This window comes from Nonomuraea glycinis (genome assembly GCF_035920485.1).
GTDB lineage: Bacteria > Actinomycetota > Actinomycetes > Streptosporangiales > Streptosporangiaceae > Nonomuraea > Nonomuraea glycinis.
Genome location: NZ_CP109166.1, coordinates 366,848 through 389,894, shown reverse-complemented (window position 1 = coordinate 389,894; position 23,047 = coordinate 366,848). Strand labels below are relative to the sequence as shown.

Below are 23,047 nucleotides of genomic sequence, written 5' to 3'. Positions count from 1 at the left end.
GACCCCGTGTCACGCCGTCAGCGCTGCAGCGTCAGCACGCCCGGCCGGTAGGGCAGGAGGCCGTAGTCGCCGCCGGAGCCGGGGTTGCGTCCCTGGTAGAGCAACTGCAGGTTGCAGGGGTCAACGGTCATGGTCTGATCGGCGTTGCTGCGGACCAGTTCGCCGTGGCTGATGTCGTTGGTCCAGGTGGCGCCGCTGTTGGCCTTGCCGGCGAAGGGATTGCTCTCCGTCGCGGCCTGCGGGGTCCACGAACCGTTCAGGCTGGTGGCCGTGAACGAGCGGAAGTAGCGGCCCTGCGCGCCGATCGCCTCGACGAGCATGAGGTATCGGTTCTGGCCCTGGATTTTGTAGACCTGAACTCCTTCGAACAGGTTGTTCGTCGAATCGCTCATGATCACCGTCGAGGTCGAGCCGAAACTGCCCGGGAAATTCCCGATGGGCATACTGGCCCGGTAGATCTTGCCGTTGTCCCCGGCGAAGAACAGGTACATGGTCGAGCCGTCACCGATGAGGGTCTGGTCGATGGGTCCTGTTCCGGAGCCGGAGATGCTTCCGGAGAAGAGCGCCTGCTCCGATGACCAGCCGTTCGCGTTGGTGGGGTCGCTGGAGGTCCGGTAGGAGAAGGCGGTGCCGCCCCACTGGTAGGCGAGCACCCAGAGGTTCCTCGGGGCGAAGTAGAAGAGCGTGGGTGCGACGGTGGAGGCGGACATCGTGTTCTGCCCGGCCGAAGCCATGTCGGACCAGTTGGTGAAGGGGCTGAAGTTCATCGAACCCCATCGCGTGCCCGTGTCGTGCGTCGTGGCGTAGACGAGATGCCTGCCGTTGTAGGGGGCGACGGTGAAGTCCTTGAGCGAGACCCAGCCCGACTTCGGGTTCGCCAGCGGGCCCGTGGACGTCCAGCGGTACGTCGACGGCAGATCGCACGTACCGGGATCGCCGCCGCCGCCGACCTGGACGAGTCGCCATTGCTGGTTGGCGCCGCCCCAGTCGTCGTACTGGACGATGTTGGCACCGTCGGCGGTGGAGGCGCCCTGGACCTCCAGGGCCTTGCCGCTGTGGCGCGAGATGAGCCGTACATGGCCGTCCGAGCTGTCGGCCGGCCGCCACTGCTGGTTGGTGCCGTTGAGGTCGGCCCATTGCACGATCGCGCCGCCGTTGGCGGTGGAGAAGTTGTGCACGTCCAGCACTTTGCCGGAATGGCGGGACTTGATGCGGTAATAGCCGCCGCCGGAGTCGACGAACTGCCACTGCTGCTGGTTCTGGTCGTTCCTGGTCCACTGGGTGATGCGGCCGCCGTCGGCGGTGGACAGGTTGTACACGTCCAGGGCCTTGCCGCTGTTGCGGTTGACCAGGACGTACCAGGCGTTGGTGTCGATGGTGGCCGCATGGGCGGACTGCGCCTGAAGGGCGACGAACAGGCTCGCCAGTAAGGCGGCCACCGTCGCGAGGACGGCGAGGGGTCTGGATGTCACCGTGGTCTCCGATTCGCTGTTCATGGTCAGGACACGACGCGCGTTAGCGCTAACATTCGAGCTCCGAACGGGCCTCCCCTCAGGCTCCGAACGGGTTTTCCGTCAAGCTTCGAACGGGCCTTCCCTCGGCCTTTCGCGGGGCCGAGGGAAGGTGACACCGTGGTGCGGCCGGGGCTCAGGCGCCGGGCGCGCGGGAGGTGACGCTCACGCGGTGCTCGCGTTGTAGGACCACTTCTGGTTGTTGCCGCCCCAGCAGCTGTACAGCTGCAGCCCCGTGCCGTTGCCTGTGCCGGCGCCGACGGCGTCGAGGCACAGCCCGGACTGTACGCCCACGATCGTGCCGTCGGAGTTGACGCGCCATTTCTGGTTGTCGCCACCCCAGCAGGAGTAGATCTGGACCCTGGCGCCGTTGGCCGTGCCCGCGGCGTCCAGGCACTTGTTGCCGTACACCTTCAGCTCCCCTGCCGAGGTCTGCGTCCACTGCTGGTTGCTCTGGCCGTTGCAGTCCCACAGTTGCACCGCGGTGCCGTCGGCGGTGCCGGCGCCGGGCACGTCCACGCAGCGGCCGGAGGCCGTGCTCGTGATCCGCCCGTTGCCGGGGGTGGGCGTCGGGTCCGGGTCCGGGTCGGGGTCCGGGTTCGGGTCCGCGGCGTTGAGCGCGTTGAGGACCGAGGTATAGGCGGACTTCTTGTTGCCGTTGCGGTCGAAGAGCAGGGGGCTGGTGCTCTCGCCCAGCCAGGAGTCGCTGTCGCGGACGCCCCACACGGTGATGCCCGTGCAGCGGGGGACGGCCAGGCAGTCGTTGGTCACGTTGGCGTAGGTGGTCGCCGAGCCGCCCTGGATGTCCAGCTCGGTGATCTGTACGTCGACGCCGAGGGCGGCGAAGCTCTGGATGGTGGTGCGGTAGTTGCTGGTGTAGGGGCTGTTGCCGTTGAAGTGCGACTGCAGGCCGACGCAGTCGATCGGCACGCCGCGCGACTTGAAGTCGCGGACCATGTTGTAGACGCCCTGGGTCTTGGCCCAGGACCAGTTGTCGATGTTGTAGTCGTTGTAGCAGAGCTTGGCGGCCGGGTCGGCGGCGCGTGCGGTGCGGAAGGCGACCTCGATCCAGTCGTTACCGGTGCGCTGGAGGTTGGAGTCGCGCCGGCCGCCGGAGTTGCCGTCGGCGTAGGCCTCGTTGACCACGTCCCAGGCGTAGATCTTGCCCTTGTAGTGGTTCATCACGCCGTTGATGTGGTCGATCATCGCCTGGCGCAGCGAGCCGCCCGACATCGACTGCATCCAGCCCGGCTGCTGGTTGTGCCAGGCCAGGGTGTGCCCGCGCACCCGCTTGCCGTTCTGCACGGCCCAGTTGTAGACCCGGTCGCCGGCGCTGAAGTTGAACTGCCCCCGGTTGGGCTCGGTGGCGTCGATCTTCATCTCGTTCTCGGCCGTCACCATGTTGAACTCGCGGTTGGCGATCGTCGTGTAGGCGGAGTCGCCGAGCTTGCCGGAGGCGATGGCGGTGCCGAAGTAGCGGCCGCTCTGCGCGGCGGCCGCGCCGAGCGTGCTCGCCGCGGCATCGGCCGGAATCGCGGTCGCCAGCGCCGTGATCAGGCTGAGTGCGCCGAGCGCACCGGTGATCAGCGCCCGGCGCGCCCCGAGCGGCCGTCGGGCGGTGGGTGGGGACGTGGCGTTGACACGCATGTTCGAGCCTCCGTAAGCGAATCATGGGGACAGGAGTGCGCGGGACACACCCGCAGACCGAAGTCACGCCCCGGTGGGGACGCACATCGCGTCGGGGCGGCAGTCCCCCCGTGGCACCACCGAGCCGGTAGGGGAGATCACCTCGGGCCCTTAGTGTGGGAATCCCACCGAAAATTGTCAAGGATGTAAAGAAAAGTTTCGGTGTCGTCGTATCCGGCTATGCCACGTATGCAGGCCAGGCACGGGACTTGACAGCTTGAAACTTTCGGCCAAGCTGGCCGAGCCAAGGCGCGCATGAAAGTTTCAGGGTGACGTTCCCGCTGATCGGCCGCGTTTCGACCCGATGATCCGAGGTGAGCGCGCCGGGGCGCCACCGCCGCCGACCGGCTGCACGTTAAGGAGCTCTTGACAGTACGTTTCCGCCGCTTCTGCCGGCACCAGGCCCGAAGGGGGCTCGGCCGGTCGGCGGTTCGTTAGCGCTAACAGTGGAGAGGTCAACCGATGCGGCGGCGTGAACCGCCTACGGGAAGGTGCGCGGGCAGCTGAGCCTGGGCGCGGCGCGGCCATGTCTCATAGTACGCGATGTGAACTTATTGTTCATCATACGTAACGTCAACGCCGCTGTCTGCGATCGAGTGAGGCCGCCGATAGGCGTCGGCGGGCCGGAGGGTCGTGGATCGTCCCTGGTCAACGCCGCCTTCTTGCGCTCCGTAGCCGCCTAAGCACGGGTAAGACCCACCCTGAGCGTCGGTGCGATGCCCCCTCGCGCTGTTCGGCCTCCGAGGTCAGGCGAGCGTGCCAGCCGAAGATCTCCCTGTGTTCGACATATGCAACCCTCCTTTCGCCATACGGAAGAATAATAAGAGTTTATTCACCGCCTCATCGAGAACGCCTGCAAGGGGCTTACATCCGTGGTCATAGGCCTGGCAAGAGGCGCGACGCCGTGATGGGACTTGCTCTTGACGCCGATGCTCCGTCACTTTATGTTCGTATTCCGCGCAGTGAGATCGTGAAATGAACAAAAATACGGAACCTCGTGGAGATGCGATGAGGAGCGACCCCCCGCCAGAAGCCGACGACAGCATCGAGCCCGGCGAGTAGAAGCACATCGCGTTGACCGTCCCTCGAGGTGCCGGCCTCGGCGCGACAACGCACTAGAGCGCAAGGAGTCACCGATGAAGGCAGGGCTTCTCCATTACGGCAGATTGCTGCTGTCGTCGTTCATTCTTTTCATCGTCGTCATCACGGTGCTGTTCTTCCTGCTCGAACTCGCACCCGGCGACCCGGTTCAGGCTCTCGTGGGCGACGTGCCGCTCACCGAGGAGTTCCGCGAGCGCATCATGGCGGCCTACGGCCTGGACAAACCGCTCTGGGAGCGTTACCTGATCTACCTCGGCAACGTGCTCAGGGGCGACCTCGGATATTCGTTCGCCACCAACGCCGAGCCGGTCCTGGACATCATCCTCAGTCGTGCGGGCAACACGCTCGCCATCGCGGTGCCCTCCTTCATCCTGTCCACCCTGGGCGGGATCGTGCTGGGATCGATCGCGGCCCGCACGCGGAAGCGCTGGCTCGACGGCGGCATCTCGGGCATCGCGGTCGGCCTGTTCTCCATTCCGAACTTCTGGTTCGGCATGTTGCTGATCATGGTGTTCTCGATCACGCTCGGCTGGCTACCGACGCATGGCAAGAGCCCGTACGGCCAGCCGGGCATCTACTGGGAGTACATGGTGCTACCGATCATCACGATGGCCACCACCGAGCTGGCGTACAAGGCCCGGATCGCGCGTTCGGCGGTGATCGAGTCGCTGGGGCAGGACTACATCGACACGGCGCGGTCGAAGGGACTGTCGTCGCGGCGGGTGCTGTGGCGGCACGCGCTGCCGAACGGCCTGCTGCCGCTGGTCACGGTCTCGGGCTACAGCCTGGGGTTCATCCTGGCGGGCTCCGTGCTCGTCGAGCGGGTGTTCGGCTGGCCGGGGATGGGGTTGCTCTTCGTCGACGCCATCGAACGGAAGAACAACATGGTCGTGCTCGGGATCACGATCATGCTCACCATCACGATCATCATCGTCAACATCATCACTGACGTGATCTACGGGATCGTCGACCCCCGGCTCCGCGCCCGGCTCGCGCCCAAGCAGGAGGTGACGACATGACCCGTCAGGAGACACGTACGACAGGGCCGTCCTCGCCGGCGCCGGACGCGCGCACCGCCCCGCTCGCCGTGCGGGAACGTTCCCATGGCGGGCAGGGCGCGGCCTGGCGCGCGTTCCTGCGCCGGCCCTCCACCCTGGTGTTCCTCCCGCTCGTGATCATCTTCGTGCTCGTCGCGGTGATCGGCCCGTTCTTCGTGACCGATCCGGTGGCGACCAGCTTCCCGAAGCTGCTCCCGCCCAGCGCGGAGCACCCGTTCGGCACCGACATGCTCGGCCGCGACTACCTCGCGCGCGTCGTCTACGGCGGGCAGATCTCGCTGCTGGTGGGCTTCAGCGTCGCGGTGCTGTGCATGACATTCGGGCTGATCGTCGGCGGGTTGGCGGGATACTTCGGCGGCTGGATCGACACCGCCATGGTCAAGATCGCCGAGTTCTTCCAGGTGCTCCCCGGCCTCGTGCTCGCGCTGGTCGCGGCGGCGGTGCTCGGCTCCAACATCGTCATCGTCGGCGCGCTGCTGGCGATCACGATGTGGCCCGGCGTCGGCCGCATCGTGCGGGCCGAGGCGATGCGGATCTCGAAGCTCGGCTACGTCGAGTCGCAGAAGGCGGCCGGTTTCCACAGTCTGCGCATCCTCTGGTCCGACGTGATCCCGAACGCCATGCCCCCGGTGCTCGTGGCCACGACCATGACCGTGGGGCGCGCGATCCTGATCGAGTCCGGTCTGGCGTACATCGGGGTCGGCGACCCGAGCAACCCGAGCTGGGGCGGACTGCTGAACGAGGCGCAGTCCTACATGCGGGACAGCTGGTGGCTCGCTCTCCTGCCCGGAACCTGCATCTTCCTCGTCGTGCTCGCCGTCAACATGCTCGGCGACGCGCTCAACGACGCGTTCAACCCGACGATCGGGAGGGTCAAGTGAACGCTCCTCAAGACGAGGCGCCGCTGGTTTCGGTGGAAGGGCTCCAGGTCGTACTTCCGACAGGGGAGCGCAGCGAGGTCGAGGCGGTCCGGCGCGTTGACCTGGTGATCAGGGACGGTGAACGGGTCGGTGTCGTCGGAGAGTCCGGATCGGGGAAGTCCGTCACGGGACGATCCATCGCCGGACTGCTGCCGACCTCACCGCGGGTACGGGTGAACGGATCGATCCGCATCTCGGGGCAGGAGATGGTCGGCGCGCCGCCCGCGGCGTGGGACGAGATCCGGCGCAGCCGCGTGGGCATGATCTTCCAGGACCCGCTGACGTTCCTGAACCCGACGATGCGGGTCGGCAGGCAGGTCGCCGAGTCCATCCCGCCGGGCCGGGAAGGCGATGCCTCCGCTCGGACCCGGGCGGTGCACCGGTTCCTGGAGCAGGCGGGCCTGGAGCGGCCCGAGCAGGTCGCCGCCAGGTTTCCGCACGAACTGAGCGGCGGGATGCGCCAGCGCGTGCTGATCGCGATCGCGATCGCCAAGCTGCCTGCTCTGATCATCGCCGACGAGCCGACGACGGCCCTCGACGTCACCGTCCAGCAGCGCGTGCTGAAGACCCTCGACACCACGGTCTCCGACCTGGGCACCTCCTTGATGCTGATCTCGCACGACCTCGCCGTCGTCGCGAACATGACCGACCGCATCTACGTCATGTACGGCGGACGCGTCGTCGAGGAGGGCGCCACCGAGCAGGTGCTGCACGAGCCACGGCACGCCTACACCCAAGCCCTGTTGCGCAGCGTGCGCAGCCTGACAGATGACGGCGTGGAGCTTTACTCCATATCGCCCGAGCTGCGGCGACAACTGGCCGAGGAGGCCGTCGATGCTTCTTGAGGCCAAGAACGTCTCGAAGACCTTCCGGTCGGGACGGGGAACGGAGACGGTGCACGCCGTCCGGGACGCCACACTGCGTGCCAGGCCGGGCGACTTCGTGGCGATCGTGGGGGAGAGCGGCAGCGGCAAGAGCACGCTGGCTCGCATCCTGCTCGACCTGATCCCGCCCAGCTCCGGCGGGGTCGAGCTGGACGGAGTGCCGATCTCGGCGATGACGAAGAAGGAGCGCGTCCAGTATCGGCGCCACGTGCAGGCGGTGCTGCAGGACCCCGCGGGGTCGCTGAACCCCCGCAAGCGCGTCGAGCAGACCGTCGGCGAGGTGATCCGGTTGCACCGCATCGCCACGACCCGCGTACAGGTGCGCGAGAAGGTTCGCGAGGCGCTGCACCTGGTCGGCCTGAACCCCGCCGAGGAGTTCCTCGACCGCTTCCCCCACGAACTCAGCGGTGGTCAGCGCCAGCGCGTGCTCATCGCCAGGGCCGTCGCGCTGAATCCGCAGATCATCGTGGCCGACGAAGCCGTTTCCGCGCTCGACGCGTCGGTGAAGGCCGGAGTGCTGCGGGTCATGGCCGACCTGAAGGACCGGCTCGGCGTCGGCTACGTCTTCATCACCCACGACCTCCCGGTCGTGCGGAAGGTGGCCGACTACGTCTATGTCATGCGATCGGGCGAGATCGTCGAAGAGGGCGCCAAGGAGGCCATCTTCGCCGACCCGTCGCACCCGTACACCCAGACCTTGCTGGCAGCCGCGCCGGTCCTGCACCGGGCGCGCTCCGATCGATCACTGGACAGCACGGCCCGCGAGGTCTGAGGACCGGGCAGAGAGGCAGAAGAGCGTGAGAACAAAGAGGACAAGACGCGGCAGAGTGCTCGCCGCCCTGATGGCGGGCGTGCTCGCGATCAGCGCATGCGCCGGCGAGAGCGGCGGCGCGGAGGACAAGGTGTACGTGTACGCGGTCAACGGCGACCCCATGACCACGGGGTTGAACGCTCAGTTAACCGGCGGTACGTACCCCATCCTGTTCAGCGCGCAGCTGATGGACACCCTGATCTTCCTCTCGGACGACTACAAGATGTCGCCCGGCCTGGCGAAGGAGTGGCAGGTCAGCCCGGACGGGCTGGACCTGACGTTGCACCTGCGCGAGGGCGTGAAGTGGCACGACGGCAAGCCGTTCACCGCCGAGGACGTGAAGTTCAACTTCGAGGAGATCGTGCCGCTGCAGACCTTCGGCGCACTGCTCGCCAAGCGGATCAAGTCGGTGGAGATCACCGGCGCGTCCACGGTCGTGGTGCACCTCGACAAGCCCTACGGCCCGCTGCTGGAAACGGTCTCCCAGCAGTACATGCTGCCCAAGCACGTCTACGCGGGGACCGACTACATCACCAACGAGGCGAACAAGAAGCCGATCGGCACCGGCCCGATGAAGTACGGCTCCTACACCCCGGGCCAGGAGGTCTCGCTCGTCAAGAACCCGGACTACTGGGGTGAGAAGTCCCAGGTGGACCGGGCCGTCTACACGGTCATGGCCGATCCCAACAGCCGGGCGGAGGCGCTGGTCGCCGGTGAGATCGATGGCGCCGTGCTGGACCCGTCGCAGCAGGGCCGGATCTCCACCGACGAGAACACCGAGCTGCTCACGCACGGGATGTTCCCGCAGATGGTGTCGATGATGTTCAACACGCGGAGCACCTACCTCAAGGACCCGGCCGTCCGCGCCGCCCTGTTCGCGGCGCTCGATCGTGACGCCTTCGCGAAGACCGCGATGTCCGGGATCGGGAAGACCGCGACCGGATTCGTCCCGCCCTCCTTCGATTGGGCGGTCAGCCCCGAGGTCGACTTCGACAAGGACTTCCCGCGCGATCTCGACGCGATCAACAAGACCCTCGACGCGGCCGGCTTCGAACGAGGGCCCGACGGCACGAGATTCACCCTGAACATCCTCTACATCTTCACGCTGACCGAGGTCGGCGCGACCGTCCAGATGGCGCAGTCGATGCTCAAGGAGCTCGGCATCGCCACCAAGCTCACCAGCGCGGGCGGCGCGGTGTACAGCGAGAAGCTGTACAAGAAGAGCGAATTCGATCTCGCCTTCGTCCGGATGACCACCGGGCCCGACCCGAGCCTCGGCATCGCCAACTGGTACCAGTGCAACAAGAAGCGGAACCCGGGCTCCAACCCCACCCACATCTGCGATCCGGAGATCGACGCCGCCGCTGCCGCCGCCCTCGACACCAACGACAAGTCGAAGCGGGCCGAGGCGCTCAAGAAGATGCAGGCCCGGGCGGCGGAGCTGATGTACTACGCGCCGCTCGCCTGGTTCAACGGCGCCTTCCCGACGATCAGCACCACGCGCTGGCAGGGACAGGACGCGCCGCGGGTGATGGCGGAGCGCCTGCCCTGGTCGAAGATGACGCCGGCTCGGTAAGACGGACAGGAGCTCGTGCAGATGCTGAAGACGAAGAGGACCAGACGCGGCGGAGCGCTCGCGGCGGCCCTGATGGCGGGCGTGCTCACGATGAGCGCGTGCGCCGGACAGAGCGGCGCGGACGGCAGCGTGTACGTGCAGGCGGTCGGCGGCGACCCCATGACCCTGGGGCTGAACGCGCAGTTCGTCAGCGCCCCGATCTCGCTGCTGTTCAGCTCGCAGATCATGGATCCCCTGATCCGGATCTCCGACGACTACCAAATCTCGCCCGGCCTGGCGAAGGAGTGGCAGGTCAGCCCGGACGGGCTGGACCTGACGTTGAATCTTCGCGAGGGCGTGAAGTGGCACGACGGCAAGCCGTTCACCGCTGAGGACGTGAAGTTCAACTTCGAGGAGATCGTGCCGCTGCAGACCTTCGGCGCGCTGCTCGCCAAGCGGATCAAGTCGGTCGAGATCACCGGCGCGTCCACCGTCGTGGTGCACCTCGACAAGCCCTACGGCCCGCTGCTGGAAACGGTCGCGCAGCAGTTCATGCTGCCCAAGCACGTCTATGCGGGGACCGACTACGTCACGAACGAGGCGAACAAGAAGCCGATCGGCACCGGCCCGATGAAGTTCGGCTCCTACACCCCGGGTCAGGAGGTCGTGCTCCTGAAGAACCCGGACTTCTGGGAGGGCGAGGTGCGGGTCGACCGCGCCGTCTTCACCGTCATGGCCGATCCCAACAGCCGGGCGGAGGCCCTGTTCGCCGGCGAGATCGACGAGGCCGTGCTGGATCCGTCGCAGCAGGGCCGGGTCACCACCGACGAGAACGCCCAGCTGCTCACGCACGGGATGTTCCCCCAGGTGGTCATCATGATGCAGAACACGCGGAGCGAGCACCTCAAGGACCCGGCCGTGCGGGCCGCGGTGTTCGCGGCACTCGACCGCGACGCCATCGCCAAGACGGCGCTGTCGGGGCTGGGCACTGCCACCGAGGGGTTCTTCCCGAAGTCGCTGGACTGGGCGATCAACCCGGACATCGACTTCAGCCGGGACTTCCCGCGCGATCTCGACGCGATCAACAAGACCCTCGACGCGGCCGGCTTCGAACGAGGGTCCGACGGCACGAGGTTCACCTTGAAGGTGCGCTACATCACCCCGCTGAGCGAGGTCGCCAAGACGGCCGAGATGGCGAAGTCCATGCTGGCGGAGGTCGGCATCGGCACCGAACTCGTCGGCACCTCGGGCGCGGTCTACAACGAGAAGATGTACACCGAGGGCGACTTCGACCTCTCCTTCTTGCGGACGAACCTCGGGGCCGATCCGAGCATCGGCATCACGCGCTGGTACGAGTGCAACGAGAAGAAGACGGCCGCGGCGAACCCGTCCGGCGTCTGCGATCCGGAGATCGACGCCGCCGCTGCCGCCGCGCTCAACACCAACGACAAGGCCAAGCGGGCCGAGGCGTTCAAGAAGATGCAGGCCAAGGCGGCGAAGCTGATGTTCCACGCGCCGCTCGCGTGGTTCAACGGCTCCTTCTCGACGATCAGCACCGCGCGCTGGCAGGGGCATGACAAGCCGCAATCGCCGCCGGAGCGTAAGGCCTGGCTGACGATGTCGCCGAAGCAGTGACGCGCACGGCGTCATCCGGTCCGCAGTTCCAGCCATCCGAGTGAAACGGAGCACCATGGTCTCGCCGCTTTTCGATACGCACGCGCATCTGATCTCTGACGATTGGGATACGTACCGGCCCAAGGCCCTGAGGCCCGATCTGCCGACACCGAAGCGCACCGACTTCACCGTGACGGCCGAAGCGCTGATCGCGATGATGGACGAACACGGCGTCGACGAAGCGTGCCTCGTGCAACGCGGTCATCTCTACGGTCATGACAACAGTTACATTCTCGAATCGGCTCGGAAGTTTCCTGGCCGACTGCATCCGGTGGTGATACTCGACCCCCAGGACCCGGCCACTCCCGAGCGTTATCGGGAAATGGTCAAGAACGACCACGTCCGCGGATTCCGCATGGCGCATACCCGGCCGTGGATCCTGGACACCGCATGGCTGAGCTCGCCGCAGGCGATGGAGGTGTGGCGGACGTGCGCTGAGCTCGGGACGCCGATGACCCTGATCCTGTTCATGAAGCAGCTCCCGTACCTGCTGCCGCTCATCAAGATCATCGCGCGTCAGTTCCCCGACCTGCCGATCCTGCTCGACCATGGCGGCATGCCGTTCGGGATGACGCAGTACGAGGTCCGGCTCGCCCAGGAAGCGGGCGAGGAGGTGCATCTGCCCGGCCCGCCGCATTTCGGGATCGACCAGACGATCGGCATCTTCGACGACGTGCCGAACGTCCATTTCAAGATCACTGAGATCAACATGGAGCGGCTGGTCGCGGAGGACGTGCGGCCGGCGCACATCGTCCGGCGGATGGTCGACAGCTTCGGCCCCGACCGCCTCGTGTGGGGCTCCGACGTGGGCCAGAGCATGCTCTGGAACTACACCGAGAAAGCGGCCATGGCCCGTGCGGCGGCCGATTTCCTGACGGCGGAAGAAGCGCGCAAGTTCCTCCATGACAACGCCGCCCGCGTCTATTCGAAGAACGCCTGAGAAGAGGGAAGATGATTCGGAGATTCAGCCCGCCGCGCGCGGCCAAGGACGTGGATCACGCGGTCGTCTATCGCCGTGACGGGGAGTTCTGCGCATGGCCTTATACGATGGGCTTCTGGGAGACGGCGTCGGGCGAGTTCGTCGCCAATTTCATGTCACTGGACGCCGACTACAGCGACCCCGCCAAGATCAGTCATGATCAGCTCGGCGAGCGTGGCGGTCGCGGGAGCCGGTTGGTGACGATGCGGTCGGCCGATCGCGGACGCACGTGGGGGGATCCCGCGTTCGATGTCTATGCGCGTCCGACCCCGGCGGCGGAAGGCAGCCCTCGGGATCTTTCCCAGTGGGGGCCCTTCGACTTCCTGGATCGCGACGTCCTGGTGGGCAACAGCAGCATCGATTTCGGCAAGCCGGAGAGCCGTTCCTTCGTTCGCGTCTCGACGGACGCGGGGCACAGTTGGACGCCGCCCGTCGAGCTGCCGCTGGACGGCCTGCACTCGCTGTCGGCGATCAACTCGGCGCTGGTGAGACCCGACGGCCGCTGTCTGCTGTTCCTGACCCTGATCAGCGAGGACGGGTGGAACCGCCGGCCGGTGGTGTACGCCGGCACCGACGACGGCACGGAGTTCCATTTCCTGTCCTTCATCACGCCCAAGCAGGATCCCTTCGCCTCGGCGGAAGGGGACTGGAAGAGCACCTATCGCTTCGGCGGTCACCGCTGGTTCTATCCCCGCGCGGTGATGCTGCCGAGCGGCCGCATCCTGTGCACGCTGCGCTCCCAGCGCGACCCCACCGGCGTCATGTGGACGGAGCTGTTCGCCAGCGACGACGGCGGTCTGACGTGGCAGTTCCTGTCGCGGGTCAACGACTACGGAGCGCCGGGCAGCCTGGTCGCCATGGCGGACGGACGGCTGGTCGTCGTCTACGGATACCGCCTCAAGCCCTACGGCATCCGCGCCGTGGTGAGCGAGGACGAGGGCAGGAGCTGGGGTCCTGAGATCATCGTCCGCGATGACGGCGGCAGCTGGGACCTGGGCTATCCGAACGCCTTCGAGGTCGAGCCCGGCCGGATCGGCGCGATCTATTACTTCAACAGCCGCGACGATGCCGTACAGGCCAATGGCGGTGTCCGTCATATCGCCCGCAGCAGCTTTGTCGCTGAGTGAGTGAGAGGGAGGAGGAACGAGCAGGGATGAGCACGCAGGAGCAGCGGGCGATCGATGAGCTCGCGCGCGATGTCGCGCGGGTCGAGTCGCTGCGCGCCGTCAAGAACGTGCAGCGCGGCTACGCGCAGCACAGTCAGTTCGGGCAGTGGCATGCGATGGCCGCGCTCTTCGCCGATGACGGCACCCTGCGGTGGGGCGAGGAGACCGTGACCGGCCGCGAGGCGATCAGGGCATGGCTGGAAGCCCGTGCGGGAGACATGAACGGCCGCGCACCGGGCTCTCTCCACACCGAGATCATCGACGAGCCGCTGGCGAACCTCTCGGTCGACGCGCGCACGGCCCAGGCCCGGTGGATGGCCATGCGCTTCCTCGGCGACGGCAGCGGAACGGCGCGCATCGAAGGGGGGATCTACGAGAACGACTATGTCGTGCAGGACGGGCGCTGGCTCATCGCGAGCATGCGTTACCACCCGCAGTTCGAAGGCGGCTATCACGACGGCTGGGCCAACGTCGGCGGCCAGGACCTGCCGATCGTGCCGAAGCACTTCACCAGCGATGAGACGGGGGTGCCGATCCCGGCGCCGGTCGGCGCCGCCCCGCGCAGCGGCGCGACCCTCGAAGAACTGGCCGGCAGGATCCGCAGGCTGAACGACGAGGACGCGATTCGCAACCTCCAGAACGCCTATGGATACTACGTCGATCGCCGGATGTGGAGCGATGTCGTCGATCTCTTCGCCGAGGACGGGACCGTCACGGTCGCCGGTGTGGGCGATCACCCGGGACGCGCGGGCGTTCGCCGGGCCATGGAACGGATGGGGCCGGAGGGCCTCGCCCACGGCCTGCTCAACGAGCGGCTGATCTTCGATCTCGTCGTCGAGGTGCTGCCCGGGGGCCGGGAGGCGTTGAGCCGGGGGATCGAGCTGGGGCTTCTGGGCGATGCGACGAAGCGCGTGGGCTTCTGGGAGTTCTCCGTGTTCCGCAACCGCTTCGTCAAGGAGGGTGGCCTGTGGAAACTCCAGGAGGTGTCACTGACGCCGCTGCTTCGCGCCGACTACGCCGAAGGGTGGGGCAACGGCGGTCTCGCGCCGCTGCCGGAACAGCCGGCTGCCCCCATCCCAGCGTTTCTCGACGCCGCGCCCGGTGCGCCGTCCGGCGAGACGTCCCCGAGCCGGCCCGGCGAAGCCCCGCTCGATCCGGCCGACCTCGCGCGCCGGCTCGCGCGCTCCCAGGCGTACGACGGGGTCGAGAACGTCTCGTCCGCCTACGGCTACTACCTCGACGATTTCCAATGGTCCGACATGGCGGCGATCTTCGCGGTCGACGGCCACAAGCAGTCGCCGTTCGCGGGCTACTTCGTCGGTCGCGACCGGATCATCGGCGCGGCCGGCGCGAGCTGGGGTCCGTCTCCCGCACGCCGTGCCGCGATCTCGTTCCACTGGCGCACCCAGCCCGTGATCCACGTGTCGCAGGACGGCCGGTCGGCGAACCTGCGCACCCGGCTGTTCCAGCCCCGGACGTCGAAGGAACCGGACAGCTCGTCGACCGCCTTCTACATGGGCGGCCTGCACTCCGGGATGTATCCGAACGATCAGGCCGTGCTGGAGGACGGCATCTGGCGGCTGTGGAGCCTGACCATCGACGAACACTACTTCGCCTCGCCCGACTGGAAGGGCGGCTGGGCGTCCGCGGTGGCCCGACCGGAAGGCGCGCCACCGCCACCGCCGAGCCGCCTGCTGAGCACGTACCCGCCGGACATCCCGCTCACTGACCTGGGCCGGCGTCAGGAGGGGTTCCGCGGGGGGACGGGCACGTTCGTCGAGTGGCCCGCCATTCTGCCGATGTGGTTCCACTACCGCAATCCGGTGAGCGGTCGCACGCCGGAGCGTTTCTGGCCCGACTGCGTGCCGTGCGAGAAGATGCCCGAGACCCGCATGACCGCGCACGGCTACCAGAAGCCGCCGAACGGCCCTGAGATCGACGGGGTGGAACTCACCTCCTGACCGAGCCGCGCCGGTGGACGGGGTGGGCCGCTGCCTGGACCACGCGACCCCGGCAGCGGCCCGTACGGCTCAGCCCGGGTAGGGCCGGTTGAACCGGGGCGGGGTGAACGAGACATACCGAGGGACGGGGCCGGCCCCCAGCGCCGTCGTCCGGGCGTTCATCGCCGGGGCGGACGTCGCGGGCCAGTGACCGCTCCGCAGCCGGTCGAGCATCGTCGCCAGCGCCGCCTGCTGCTCCGCCGGTGAGAAGTCGCAGTGGCCGACGGTCTCGGTGTACGTCTGGCGTAGCAGGGGGTTCGCTCCCGCCCGGCGCACCTTCTCCCCGTACGACTGCTGCTGGGCGACGGTGGAGATCTGGTCACCGGTGCCGGACAAGGTCAGCACGGGGATCCGCAGGTCGCCGTCCAGGACGATGCCGCGAGAGAACCGCTTGACGGCGTCCGGGTCCGCCGCGATGCGCGGCGCGGCGGCCAGGTCCTTCAAGTCGGCCGCGAGTGCCAGGCCCGCCGCCTTGTACAGCTCCCCGACGGCACGCCGGAGGGCGGGATCGGCCAGGCGCAGCTGCTTCGCGTAGTCCACGCCGGTGTTCCAGGACGGGTTTCCGCCGACCACCGCCATGATCTGGCGCCGGCTGCCCATGGCCTGCCCGACGTAGGGCAGGGGCCCACCGGCGAGCGCGAGGTAGGCGCCCTGCTCCAGCGCGTCGGCGTCCCCGCTGTCCGGAGGCGGCGGCGTGGACCCGTCGGAGTTCCGGCCCCAGGCCGGCAGCTGGCCGATCGCGGCGGCCAGGGCGATCCGGGCCCGGCCCTCGGGAGTTCGCTGCGCCGCGGCGAGAGCGTCGATCCACGCCTTCCGGGCCGACTCGACGTCTTCAGGGATGTCGATGACCGGAAGCCCCGGTGCGATCAGGCGCTCGAGCACGAAGAGCGTGTCGAGCTTCTGATTCCACTGGGAGACGGACCCGCCCAGTCCGCCGCACATCGGGACGGCCGCGTCGAAGGCGTGCGGATGGACCTGGGCGACGCCGGCGGCGACGAAACCCCCCATCGAGGTCCCGGAGGCGATCGCCTTGCGGGCCCGGCCGTAGGCCTGCTCGAAGCGGGCCAGCGCTTCGGCCTGGTTGTCGATGGCGGACCGGATGTCCCAGCCGGTGATCGCCCGGCTCGTTCCGCCGCGGGCCACGCCGTCGGCCAGCAACCGTGCGGTCAGGGGCTCGTCCCGGCCCGGACCGGCGAAGTCGAGGGCGACCACCACGGTGCCGTTCCAGCGGGCCGGGACGACGAACTCGTAAGGCGTGCCGTCCTGGAGGGTGCCGCTGACACAGCTGGGGCGGGTGGGAGAGTCCGGCAGGCACGGCGTGCCACCGGGGGGCCTGGCGGGGACGGCGGCGGCGGTCCCGCTCCCGACGGCGGTCGCCGCCGCGACGGCCATCACGATGGCCAGGCACGCGGTCACTCCGTGGCGGGTCACAGCGGCAGTCCCTTCGACTCGATGGGGAGGAGGCGTAGCGGTGCCGATCTGGGCCCGAACTCCAGCCAGTTGAACATCCGCACCTCGCCGTCGGGTTCGACCCGGGTGGTGCCGGCGAGCAGTTCGCCCAGCGCGACCGCCATCTCCAGCCGGGCCATCGCCGCGCCGGGGCAGCGGTGCGCGCCCCGGCCGAACGCGAGGTGCCGGTTGGGCCGCCGCTCCAGGTCGAGCCGGTCGGCGTCGTCGAACACCGCCTCGTCCCGGTTCGCCGAGGGGAAGATCATCGTGATCGCCTCGCCGGCCCGCACCGTGCGGCCGCCGAGCTCGACGTCCCGGGTGGCGGTACGGGCGAACACCCGGTAGGGGGCGTACAGCCGCAAAAGCTCCTCGATCGCCGCCGGCAGCAGCCCGGGGTCGGCGCGCAGCCGGTCCTGGAGGTCAGGGTCGCGGGACAGATGGACGGCGGCGCTGCCCAGCACGGCGTGCGGCGCCCCGATGCCGGCCACGATCGTCTGCCGCACGGTGGCCACGACCAGGTCGTGCGGGATCGGCCGCGCCGGGTCGCCGGACGCCCGTAGCAGGTTGGTCACCAAGTCCTCGTCCGGGTCGCGGGGGTCGGCCCGGCGGTCCTCGACGATGGCCCGGGCGATGGCGTACAGCTCGTCACTGGCCGTCATGACCCGGGCCCGGTCCATCTCCTGGATGGCGAAGCTGTACTCGACGCCGATCCGGCGGATCTCCAGCACCTGGTCGACCGGCAGGCCGAGAAAGAGCGCGAAGCACTGCGCCGCGTACGGCAGCGCGAACTCCTGGGCGTAGTCGCCGCCGCCGCGGGCCAGCAGCGGAACCAGCAGCTCGCGCGCCACCTGCGCGAAGGCCGGTTCGAGACGGCGTATCACGCTGCGGCGCAGCACCCGGTCCAGCGGAGCGCGGTAGATCTCGTGCTCGGGTGGGTCGTAGTGCAGCGGCGGCCGGCGCTGGGCGCGCGGCACGTGCGGGACGACGTTCTGCACCGCGGTGCTGAACGTCTCGCTGTCCCGGGCCACCCGCAGCACATCCGAGTAGCGGGTGGCGGCCCAGAAGCCGCCGAAGGCGTCGCTCCACGGCACCGGGCAGCGTCGCCGCAGCTCGGCGTAGACCCCGTGCGAGCTGTCGAAGGTCTCCGGTGCGGTGGGGTCCCAGTCGGAGGCGGTGATGGTCATGGTGACATCCCTTCGTTCCCGTCCTGAGCTCGTCCGCCGCTCACAGCAGGTGCCTGCGCGCGATCCGGGCGAGCGTCTCGATGGCGTACACGATGACGGCGATCGCGATGACGATCGCGGCGGTGGTGTCGTACCGCAGGGTGGCGATCGACTCCTGCATGAGGTAGCCGACGCCGCCCGCGCCGGCGATGCCGAGCACGATCGACTCGCGCAGCGCCATGTCGGCCACGAACAGGCCGTTGCCGGTGAACGACGGCACGAACTGTGGCCAGGTCCCGGCGGCGAACGCCTGCGACCGGCGGGCGCCGACCGAGGTCAGGGCCTCGATCGGCAGCGGGTCGAGCTGTTCCAGGGAGTCGGCGAAGAACTTGGCGGCCAGCGCGGTGGAGGAGATCCACAGCGCCAGGAAGCCGGCGAACGGGCCGAGCCCCAGTGCGGCCACGAACAGCAGCGCGTACACCAGGTCGGGGATGCCCCGGACCACCACCAGCAGCACCCGGACCACCGCGGACAGTGGCTGCCAAGGGGTGGTGTTGACGGCGGTGAGCAGGGCCAGCACCAGCCCGCAGGCGGCGCCCACCGCGGCGGCGCCCAGCGCCATGAGCAGGCTCTCCAGCACCGCCATGAGCAGGTCAGCGGAGAACGCGGGCGGCCACATGCCGGTGAGGACGCCGCGCAGGTTCGGCCAGGCGCCGGACAGCCGGCCCGGGTCGAGGTCCAGGGACGACAGCGACACGAGGAAGACCACCCCGGTGGCGACGGCGCCGGCCGCCCGCAGCACCCGGCCGCGGTCCCAGCCGACGTCGTGCGGGGCACGCCCGGCCGGCAGCGCGGCCGCACCGGTCGTGTCCCCGGCGGACCGGCCGGCTCTGGTGCGGCGGCGGACCGCCACCGACAGCAGCTCCAGCAGCAGCACCAGGACGACGATCACGCAGATGATGCCCGCCGCCCGGTGGTAGTTGAGGCTGCCCAGCGCGGTCTGCAGCGCCACGCCGATGCCGCCGGCCCCGACGACGCCGAGCACGGCCGACGCCCGGATGTTGATGTCGAGGCGGTACAGCACGATGGCGGTCAGCGCGGGGAACACGCGGGGCAGGACGGTGGAGACGGCCACCTGCACCTCGCCGGCCCCGCACGCGCGAGCCGCCTCGGCGGGGACGGGGTCGGCCTCCTCCACGGCGTCGGCCAGCAGCTTGGCGATCATGCCCACCGAGTGCACGGCGACGGCGAGCGCGCCGGCCAGCGGGCCAAGGCCGAAGATCCGCACGAACAGGATCGCGAAGGCCAGCGTCGGCACGGCGCGGGTCAGCACGACGACCACCCGGGCGGCCGGGCGCAGCCAGCGGGGCCCGCGATGGGTGCGCGCGGCGGTGAAGGCCAGCGGCACCGAGGCCAGCACCGCCAGGCCGGTGCCCGCCACCGCGATGAGCAGCGTCTCGGCGACCATCCAGGCGAGGTCGCCGGTGCCGGACAGGTCCGGCGGCCACATCCGGCGCAGCAGCCGCGCGGTGTCGTCCAGCCCGGCGGCCAGAGAGGCCGGGGACAGACCGATCCACCAGAACGTCAGCCAGGTGACGGCCACGGCCGCGACGAGCAGCCCCGCCGCGACGAGGGCGCGGGCGCTCCATGGCGGCCGCAGCGGGCCCGGGTCCGCCGCGGTCGTGGCGCGCGTGGCGGAGGTGGTGCTAGGCATCGCGGCCCCCCGCCGTGTCGTACGCCGTGTCGTAGATCTCCCGCAGCCGCTCGGCGGTGAGGTCCGCGGCCGGCTCGTCCAGCGCCAGCCGCCCGCCGCGCAGCGCCACGACCCGGTCGGCGGTGGCGAGCGCGAACTCGATCTGATGCAGGCTGCACACGACGGAGATGCCGTCCTCGGCGCTGATCCGTTTGAGGATGTCGAGCACGAGTACGCTCGCCGCCGGGTCCAGCGAGGCGACCGGCTCGTCGGCGAGGATCAGCTCAGGGCTCTGCAGCAGGGTCCGGGCCACCGCGACCCGCTGCTGCTGCCCACCGGAGAGCGTGTCGCAGCGCTGGAACCGCCGGTCCGCCAGCCCGACCCGGTCCAGGTGCGCCACGGCGCGGACCCGCAGCGCGCGCGGGTAGCTCATCACCCCGTACCTGGGCAGGCGCAGGGTGGCCAGCGACCCCATCAGCACGTTCTCCAGCGCGGACAGCCGCCCGACGAGGCCGAACTGCTGAAAGACGAACCCGACCCTGGCGCGCAGGGCGCGCAGCCGGCTCCGGGAGCAGGTGGCCGGATTCTCGCCCAGGGTGCGCACGGTGCCGCTGTCCGGCACATGCATGCCGTTGACCAGCCGCAGCAGCGTCGACTTGCCCGCCCCGGACGGGCCGACCAAGGCGAGGAACTGTCCCTGCGGGACGTCCAGTGACACATCGTCGAGTACGGGGGTGCCGTGGAAGCCCTTGCCGACCTCCGACAGCCGCAGCACGGGGTCGCCGATCACGGCGGGTCTCTCAGCCACCGGACGTGCAGACCTCGGCCTTGGTGATCTCGCAGATGCGCGCGATCGGCTGATAGGTGGCGTCGTCGGCCTTGACGAACGTCCAGGCGGTGGAGGTACCGAGGGTGCAGGCCGTGGCGTCGGCGTGCCGGCCCCAGTTCTTCGGCCCCTTGATCTCACTGCCCTTGCACAGCCCGGCGGAAGCGGCGCCGGTGGCGGTCAGGCCGGTCACCGTCTTGGCGATACGGTCGCGGACGTCCTGCGGCAGCCACGTGCCGACCACGATCGGCGGCCCGGGGATGAGCGGCGAGGTCCACACCTTGGTGACCTGCCCCGGCTTGAGCAGGCCGCGGGCGGGCAGCAACTGGTCGATGAACACGTCGCCGACGAAGGCGATGTCGCAGTCGCTGGCCAGCAGCGAGGCGACCGCCGTGTCGTGCCCGTGGGTGAACACCGTCTTGACGTCCTTGTCCGCATCGACGCCGGCTTCCCGCAGCGAGGCGAGGGGCTGGAGATAGCCGGTGGTGGAGCCGGGGTCGGTGAAGCAGACGTCCTTGCCGGCGACGTCCTTGAGCGAGGCGATGCTCTTGTCGTCGCCGCGGGTCACCCCGTAGGCGTACGCGCCGGGGTCGCCGGCCGGGGCGGCCAGCGGGACGGCGACGGGCTCGACGTCGGCGCGGCTCCGGGCCAGGTAGTAGCTGAAGGCCCCGTAGACGGCGATGTCCACGCGCTTGGCCACCTGGGCCTCGACGACGGCGGCGTTGCTGGTGACGGCCTGGAACCGCACCGGGACGCCGAGATCCTCGCGCAACGCGGCGATGATCGGGGCGAATGACGCCTCAAGGTTGTCGCTCTGCTCCGATGGGATGGCGGCGAAAACCAGCTCGCCGGACCGGTCACCGCCGGCGGCCGCGCCGCGGGTGCTTCCGGGGCCGGCACCGCAGGCGGGCAGCAGTGCGATCACGGCACCCATCGCGACGACGCCCAGAGCTGACTTTCGGAACATCGAGGCTCCTCACATGCAGGTGGTCGGGCCAAAGTAGGCAGGCCCGCGTGCATTGTCAACACTTATGTTACGACCGTACGATTACTGTCTAACATTATGGGCGGCTCAATTTGAACGACCGTCCATTGAAGTGTTGTGCATCTCGTGTCGCAGCAGCTTCCCATCCCTGGAGGCGGACATCAATCCCCATTCAGTGATCAATCGGGCGACCCGTGCCGTGACGGTGCTCTCGGCCACGGCTCTCGCCCTCGCCCTCGCCCTCGCGCCGGCGGCGTCCGGCCAGGCCCGTCCCATCAGCGTCACGGGCGTCCACCCGAGCGGCGCCACCTACGCGATCGAGGTCCCGCGCGACTGGAACGGCACCCTGCTGACGTTCAGCCCGGGCTACGGCCAGGGCGCCGGCCCGCAGCACCTGCCGGCCGACCTCGGCGGTGAGCCCGCCGCGCGGAACTGGCTGCTGGCCCACGGGTACGCCCTGGCCGGCACCCGGCCCTACGGGGACGGCTGGGCCGTGGCGGAGACCCTGCGGGGCTCCGCCGACACGCTCGCCGAGTTCGCCGACGTCGCCGGGACGCCGGCGACCACCCTGGCCTGGGGCGGCTCGATGGGCGGCGCCGTCGCGGCCGGCCTGGCCGAACGCCGGCCCGACCTGATCGACGGCGCGCTCCCGTACTGCGCCTCGGTCGCCGGGCCGGTGGCGATGCTCAACCAGTCGCTCGACGCGGCCTTCGTGTTCAAGACGCTGCTCGCCCCCGGCGACGACGCGGTCAAGCTCGTCCGACTGGCCTCGGCTGAGGAGGAGACGCGGAGCACCACGGCCGCCCGCGCCGCCCTGGACGCCGCTCAGCGAACTCCGGCCGGGCGGGCCCGCATCGCCCTGGCCGCATCCTTCGCCCAGGTCTCCACCTGGTCGGTGACCGGCACCCCCGAACCCGCGGCGCGTGACTGGGCCGCGCAGGAGGCCCAAGAGTACGCGGCGTTCATGGCGACCGTCTTCTCTCCCCGTTATCCGCTGGAACAGCGGGCAGGCGGGAACTTCTCCTGGAACACGGGCGTGGACTACCGCAGGGGACTGCGGGAGTCCGGGCGGATGGAGCAGGTGCGCGCCCTCTACGCCGGCGCGGGACTGAATCTCGACGCCGACCTTTCGGCCCTGGCGGCGGTGCCGCGCGTCTCCGCCGACCCCGGCGCCGTCACGTACATGGAGGACTACTTCACCCCGCGCGGCGCGGTCGGCGTCCCCGTCCTGACGATGCACGAGCGCGGCGACAATTACCCCACCGTCACCCAGGCCCGCACCTACTCCGATGTGGTGCGGCGCGCCGGGAAGGGCGCGATGCTGCGCCAGGTGTTCGTCGACCGGCCCGGCCACTGCCGCTACACCGGAGCCGAGTTCGTCGCCGCGGTGCAGACGCTGAGGACCCGGGTCACCACCGGCCGCTGGACGGATGCCGGCGCCCATCAGCTCGGCGAGCTCGCCGCACGCCTGGCCGCCGAGGACCCGGCCCTGGGCGCCGCGGAGTTCATCCACTACTCTCCCGGCCGTTTTCTGCGCCCCCACGTGCCGCGGTGACGAGCGAGGAGACCTCCCACGCGTTCGTCGT

17 protein-coding genes are annotated in these 23,047 nt (G+C 69.2%); 10 read left to right on the top strand and 7 right to left on the bottom strand.

All coding sequences use genetic code 11. The features are described 5' to 3' along the window. Positions 1-17: 17 nt before the first annotated feature. Both OHA68_RS01750 and OHA68_RS01745 read right to left on the bottom strand, forming a co-directional pair. Positions 18-1,496, bottom strand: a complete 1,479-nt coding sequence (locus tag OHA68_RS01750) for a non-reducing end alpha-L-arabinofuranosidase family hydrolase (protein WP_327106044.1) — start codon at positions 1,494-1,496, stop codon at positions 18-20. Between the two features lie 180 nt (positions 1,497-1,676). Next, positions 1,677-3,158 (bottom strand): endo-1,4-beta-xylanase, encoded by a 1,482-nt coding sequence (locus OHA68_RS01745; RefSeq protein WP_327106043.1) that lies wholly within the window; start codon positions 3,156-3,158, stop codon positions 1,677-1,679. A 1,175-nt stretch (positions 3,159-4,333) separates the two neighbouring features. On the opposite strand from OHA68_RS01745, the gene OHA68_RS01740 reads away from it, so the two are divergent. From OHA68_RS01740 to OHA68_RS01700, 9 genes are read left to right on the top strand one after another with little or no spacing between them, the layout of a single operon-like run. Further along, on the top strand, positions 4,334-5,317 hold the full coding sequence (locus OHA68_RS01740; protein ID WP_327106042.1) for an ABC transporter permease: 984 nt from the start codon (positions 4,334-4,336) through the stop codon (positions 5,315-5,317). Then, positions 5,314-6,237 (top strand): ABC transporter permease, encoded by a 924-nt coding sequence (locus OHA68_RS01735; protein WP_189136950.1) that lies wholly within the window; start codon positions 5,314-5,316, stop codon positions 6,235-6,237. Before OHA68_RS01740 ends, OHA68_RS01735 begins: the two co-directional genes overlap by 4 nt. Beyond that, positions 6,234-7,121, top strand: coding sequence for an ABC transporter ATP-binding protein (locus OHA68_RS01730; protein ID WP_327106041.1), 888 nt, complete (start codon positions 6,234-6,236; stop codon positions 7,119-7,121). The genes OHA68_RS01735 and OHA68_RS01730 overlap by 4 nt, the downstream gene beginning before the upstream one ends. Beyond that, positions 7,111-7,932, top strand: coding sequence for an ATP-binding cassette domain-containing protein (locus tag OHA68_RS01725; protein WP_225276789.1), 822 nt, complete (start codon positions 7,111-7,113; stop codon positions 7,930-7,932). Before OHA68_RS01730 ends, OHA68_RS01725 begins: the two co-directional genes overlap by 11 nt. A 25-nt stretch (positions 7,933-7,957) precedes the next feature. Next, on the top strand, positions 7,958-9,547 hold the full coding sequence (locus OHA68_RS01720) for an ABC transporter substrate-binding protein (RefSeq protein ID WP_327106040.1): 1,590 nt from the start codon (positions 7,958-7,960) through the stop codon (positions 9,545-9,547). A 21-nt stretch (positions 9,548-9,568) separates the two neighbouring features. Continuing rightward, positions 9,569-11,161 carry an ABC transporter substrate-binding protein gene (locus OHA68_RS01715; protein WP_327106039.1) on the top strand — a complete coding sequence of 531 codons (1,593 nt, stop codon included), beginning with the start codon at positions 9,569-9,571 and terminating at the stop codon, positions 11,159-11,161. 55 nt (positions 11,162-11,216) lie between these two features. Next, on the top strand, positions 11,217-12,140 hold the full coding sequence (locus OHA68_RS01710) for an amidohydrolase family protein (RefSeq protein ID WP_327106038.1): 924 nt from the start codon (positions 11,217-11,219) through the stop codon (positions 12,138-12,140). Positions 12,141-12,151: 11 nt separating this feature from the next. Beyond that, the gene (locus OHA68_RS01705) at positions 12,152-13,306 is read left to right on the top strand and encodes a sialidase family protein (RefSeq protein WP_327106037.1); all 1,155 of its coding nucleotides are present in this window, start codon (positions 12,152-12,154) and stop codon (positions 13,304-13,306) included. A gap of 26 nt (positions 13,307-13,332) precedes the next feature. Further along, positions 13,333-15,306 carry a nuclear transport factor 2 family protein gene (locus tag OHA68_RS01700; protein WP_327106036.1) on the top strand — a complete coding sequence of 658 codons (1,974 nt, stop codon included), beginning with the start codon at positions 13,333-13,335 and terminating at the stop codon, positions 15,304-15,306. Positions 15,307-15,375: 69 nt separating this feature from the next. On the opposite strand, the gene OHA68_RS01695 is transcribed toward OHA68_RS01700, so the two are convergent. The 5 genes from OHA68_RS01695 to OHA68_RS01675 are packed head-to-tail and all read right to left on the bottom strand — an operon-like array spanning position 15,376 to position 21,443. Then, positions 15,376-16,776 carry an alpha/beta hydrolase family protein gene (locus OHA68_RS01695; protein ID WP_327106035.1) on the bottom strand — a complete coding sequence of 467 codons (1,401 nt, stop codon included), beginning with the start codon at positions 16,774-16,776 and terminating at the stop codon, positions 15,376-15,378. Beyond that, positions 16,773-17,978 carry a cytochrome P450 gene (locus OHA68_RS01690; RefSeq protein ID WP_327106034.1) on the bottom strand — a complete coding sequence of 402 codons (1,206 nt, stop codon included), beginning with the start codon at positions 17,976-17,978 and terminating at the stop codon, positions 16,773-16,775. The genes OHA68_RS01695 and OHA68_RS01690 overlap by 4 nt, the downstream gene beginning before the upstream one ends. 40 nt (positions 17,979-18,018) lie before the next feature. After that, a complete protein-coding gene (gene phnE / locus OHA68_RS01685; protein ID WP_327106033.1) occupies positions 18,019-19,671 on the bottom strand; it encodes a phosphonate ABC transporter, permease protein PhnE in 1,653 nt (550 codons plus the stop codon). Continuing rightward, on the bottom strand, positions 19,664-20,458 hold the full coding sequence (locus OHA68_RS01680) for a phosphonate ABC transporter ATP-binding protein (protein WP_327106032.1): 795 nt from the start codon (positions 20,456-20,458) through the stop codon (positions 19,664-19,666). The genes phnE and OHA68_RS01680 overlap by 8 nt, the downstream gene beginning before the upstream one ends. After that, positions 20,451-21,443 carry a phosphate/phosphite/phosphonate ABC transporter substrate-binding protein gene (locus OHA68_RS01675; protein WP_327106031.1) on the bottom strand — a complete coding sequence of 331 codons (993 nt, stop codon included), beginning with the start codon at positions 21,441-21,443 and terminating at the stop codon, positions 20,451-20,453. The genes OHA68_RS01680 and OHA68_RS01675 overlap by 8 nt, the downstream gene beginning before the upstream one ends. 193 nt (positions 21,444-21,636) lie before the next feature. On the opposite strand from OHA68_RS01675, the gene OHA68_RS01670 reads away from it, so the two are divergent. After that, a complete protein-coding gene (locus OHA68_RS01670; protein ID WP_327106030.1) occupies positions 21,637-23,016 on the top strand; it encodes a hypothetical protein in 1,380 nt (459 codons plus the stop codon). Positions 23,017-23,047: the final 31 nt, after the last annotated feature.

What these genes read in the sequence shown, in the direction of transcription:
- OHA68_RS01725 (WP_225276789.1), top strand. Translation starts at nt 7,111, where the DNA reads ATGCTTCTTGAGGCCAAGAACGTCTCGAAGACCTTCCGGTCGGGACGG.
- OHA68_RS01750 (WP_327106044.1), bottom strand. Translation starts at nt 1,496, where the DNA reads ATGAACAGCGAATCGGAGACCACGGTGACATCCAGACCCCTCGCCGTC.
- OHA68_RS01705 (WP_327106037.1), top strand. Translation starts at nt 12,152, where the DNA reads ATGATTCGGAGATTCAGCCCGCCGCGCGCGGCCAAGGACGTGGATCAC.
- OHA68_RS01715 (WP_327106039.1), top strand. Translation starts at nt 9,569, where the DNA reads ATGCTGAAGACGAAGAGGACCAGACGCGGCGGAGCGCTCGCGGCGGCC.
- OHA68_RS01700 (WP_327106036.1), top strand. Translation starts at nt 13,333, where the DNA reads ATGAGCACGCAGGAGCAGCGGGCGATCGATGAGCTCGCGCGCGATGTC.
- OHA68_RS01710 (WP_327106038.1), top strand. Translation starts at nt 11,217, where the DNA reads ATGGTCTCGCCGCTTTTCGATACGCACGCGCATCTGATCTCTGACGAT.
- OHA68_RS01675 (WP_327106031.1), bottom strand. Translation starts at nt 21,443, where the DNA reads ATGTTCCGAAAGTCAGCTCTGGGCGTCGTCGCGATGGGTGCCGTGATC.
- OHA68_RS01735 (WP_189136950.1), top strand. Translation starts at nt 5,314, where the DNA reads ATGACCCGTCAGGAGACACGTACGACAGGGCCGTCCTCGCCGGCGCCG.
- OHA68_RS01745 (WP_327106043.1), bottom strand. Translation starts at nt 3,158, where the DNA reads ATGCGTGTCAACGCCACGTCCCCACCCACCGCCCGACGGCCGCTCGGG.
- OHA68_RS01690 (WP_327106034.1), bottom strand. Translation starts at nt 17,978, where the DNA reads ATGACCATCACCGCCTCCGACTGGGACCCCACCGCACCGGAGACCTTC.
- OHA68_RS01740 (WP_327106042.1), top strand. Translation starts at nt 4,334, where the DNA reads ATGAAGGCAGGGCTTCTCCATTACGGCAGATTGCTGCTGTCGTCGTTC.
- phnE (WP_327106033.1), bottom strand. Translation starts at nt 19,671, where the DNA reads ATGCCTAGCACCACCTCCGCCACGCGCGCCACGACCGCGGCGGACCCG.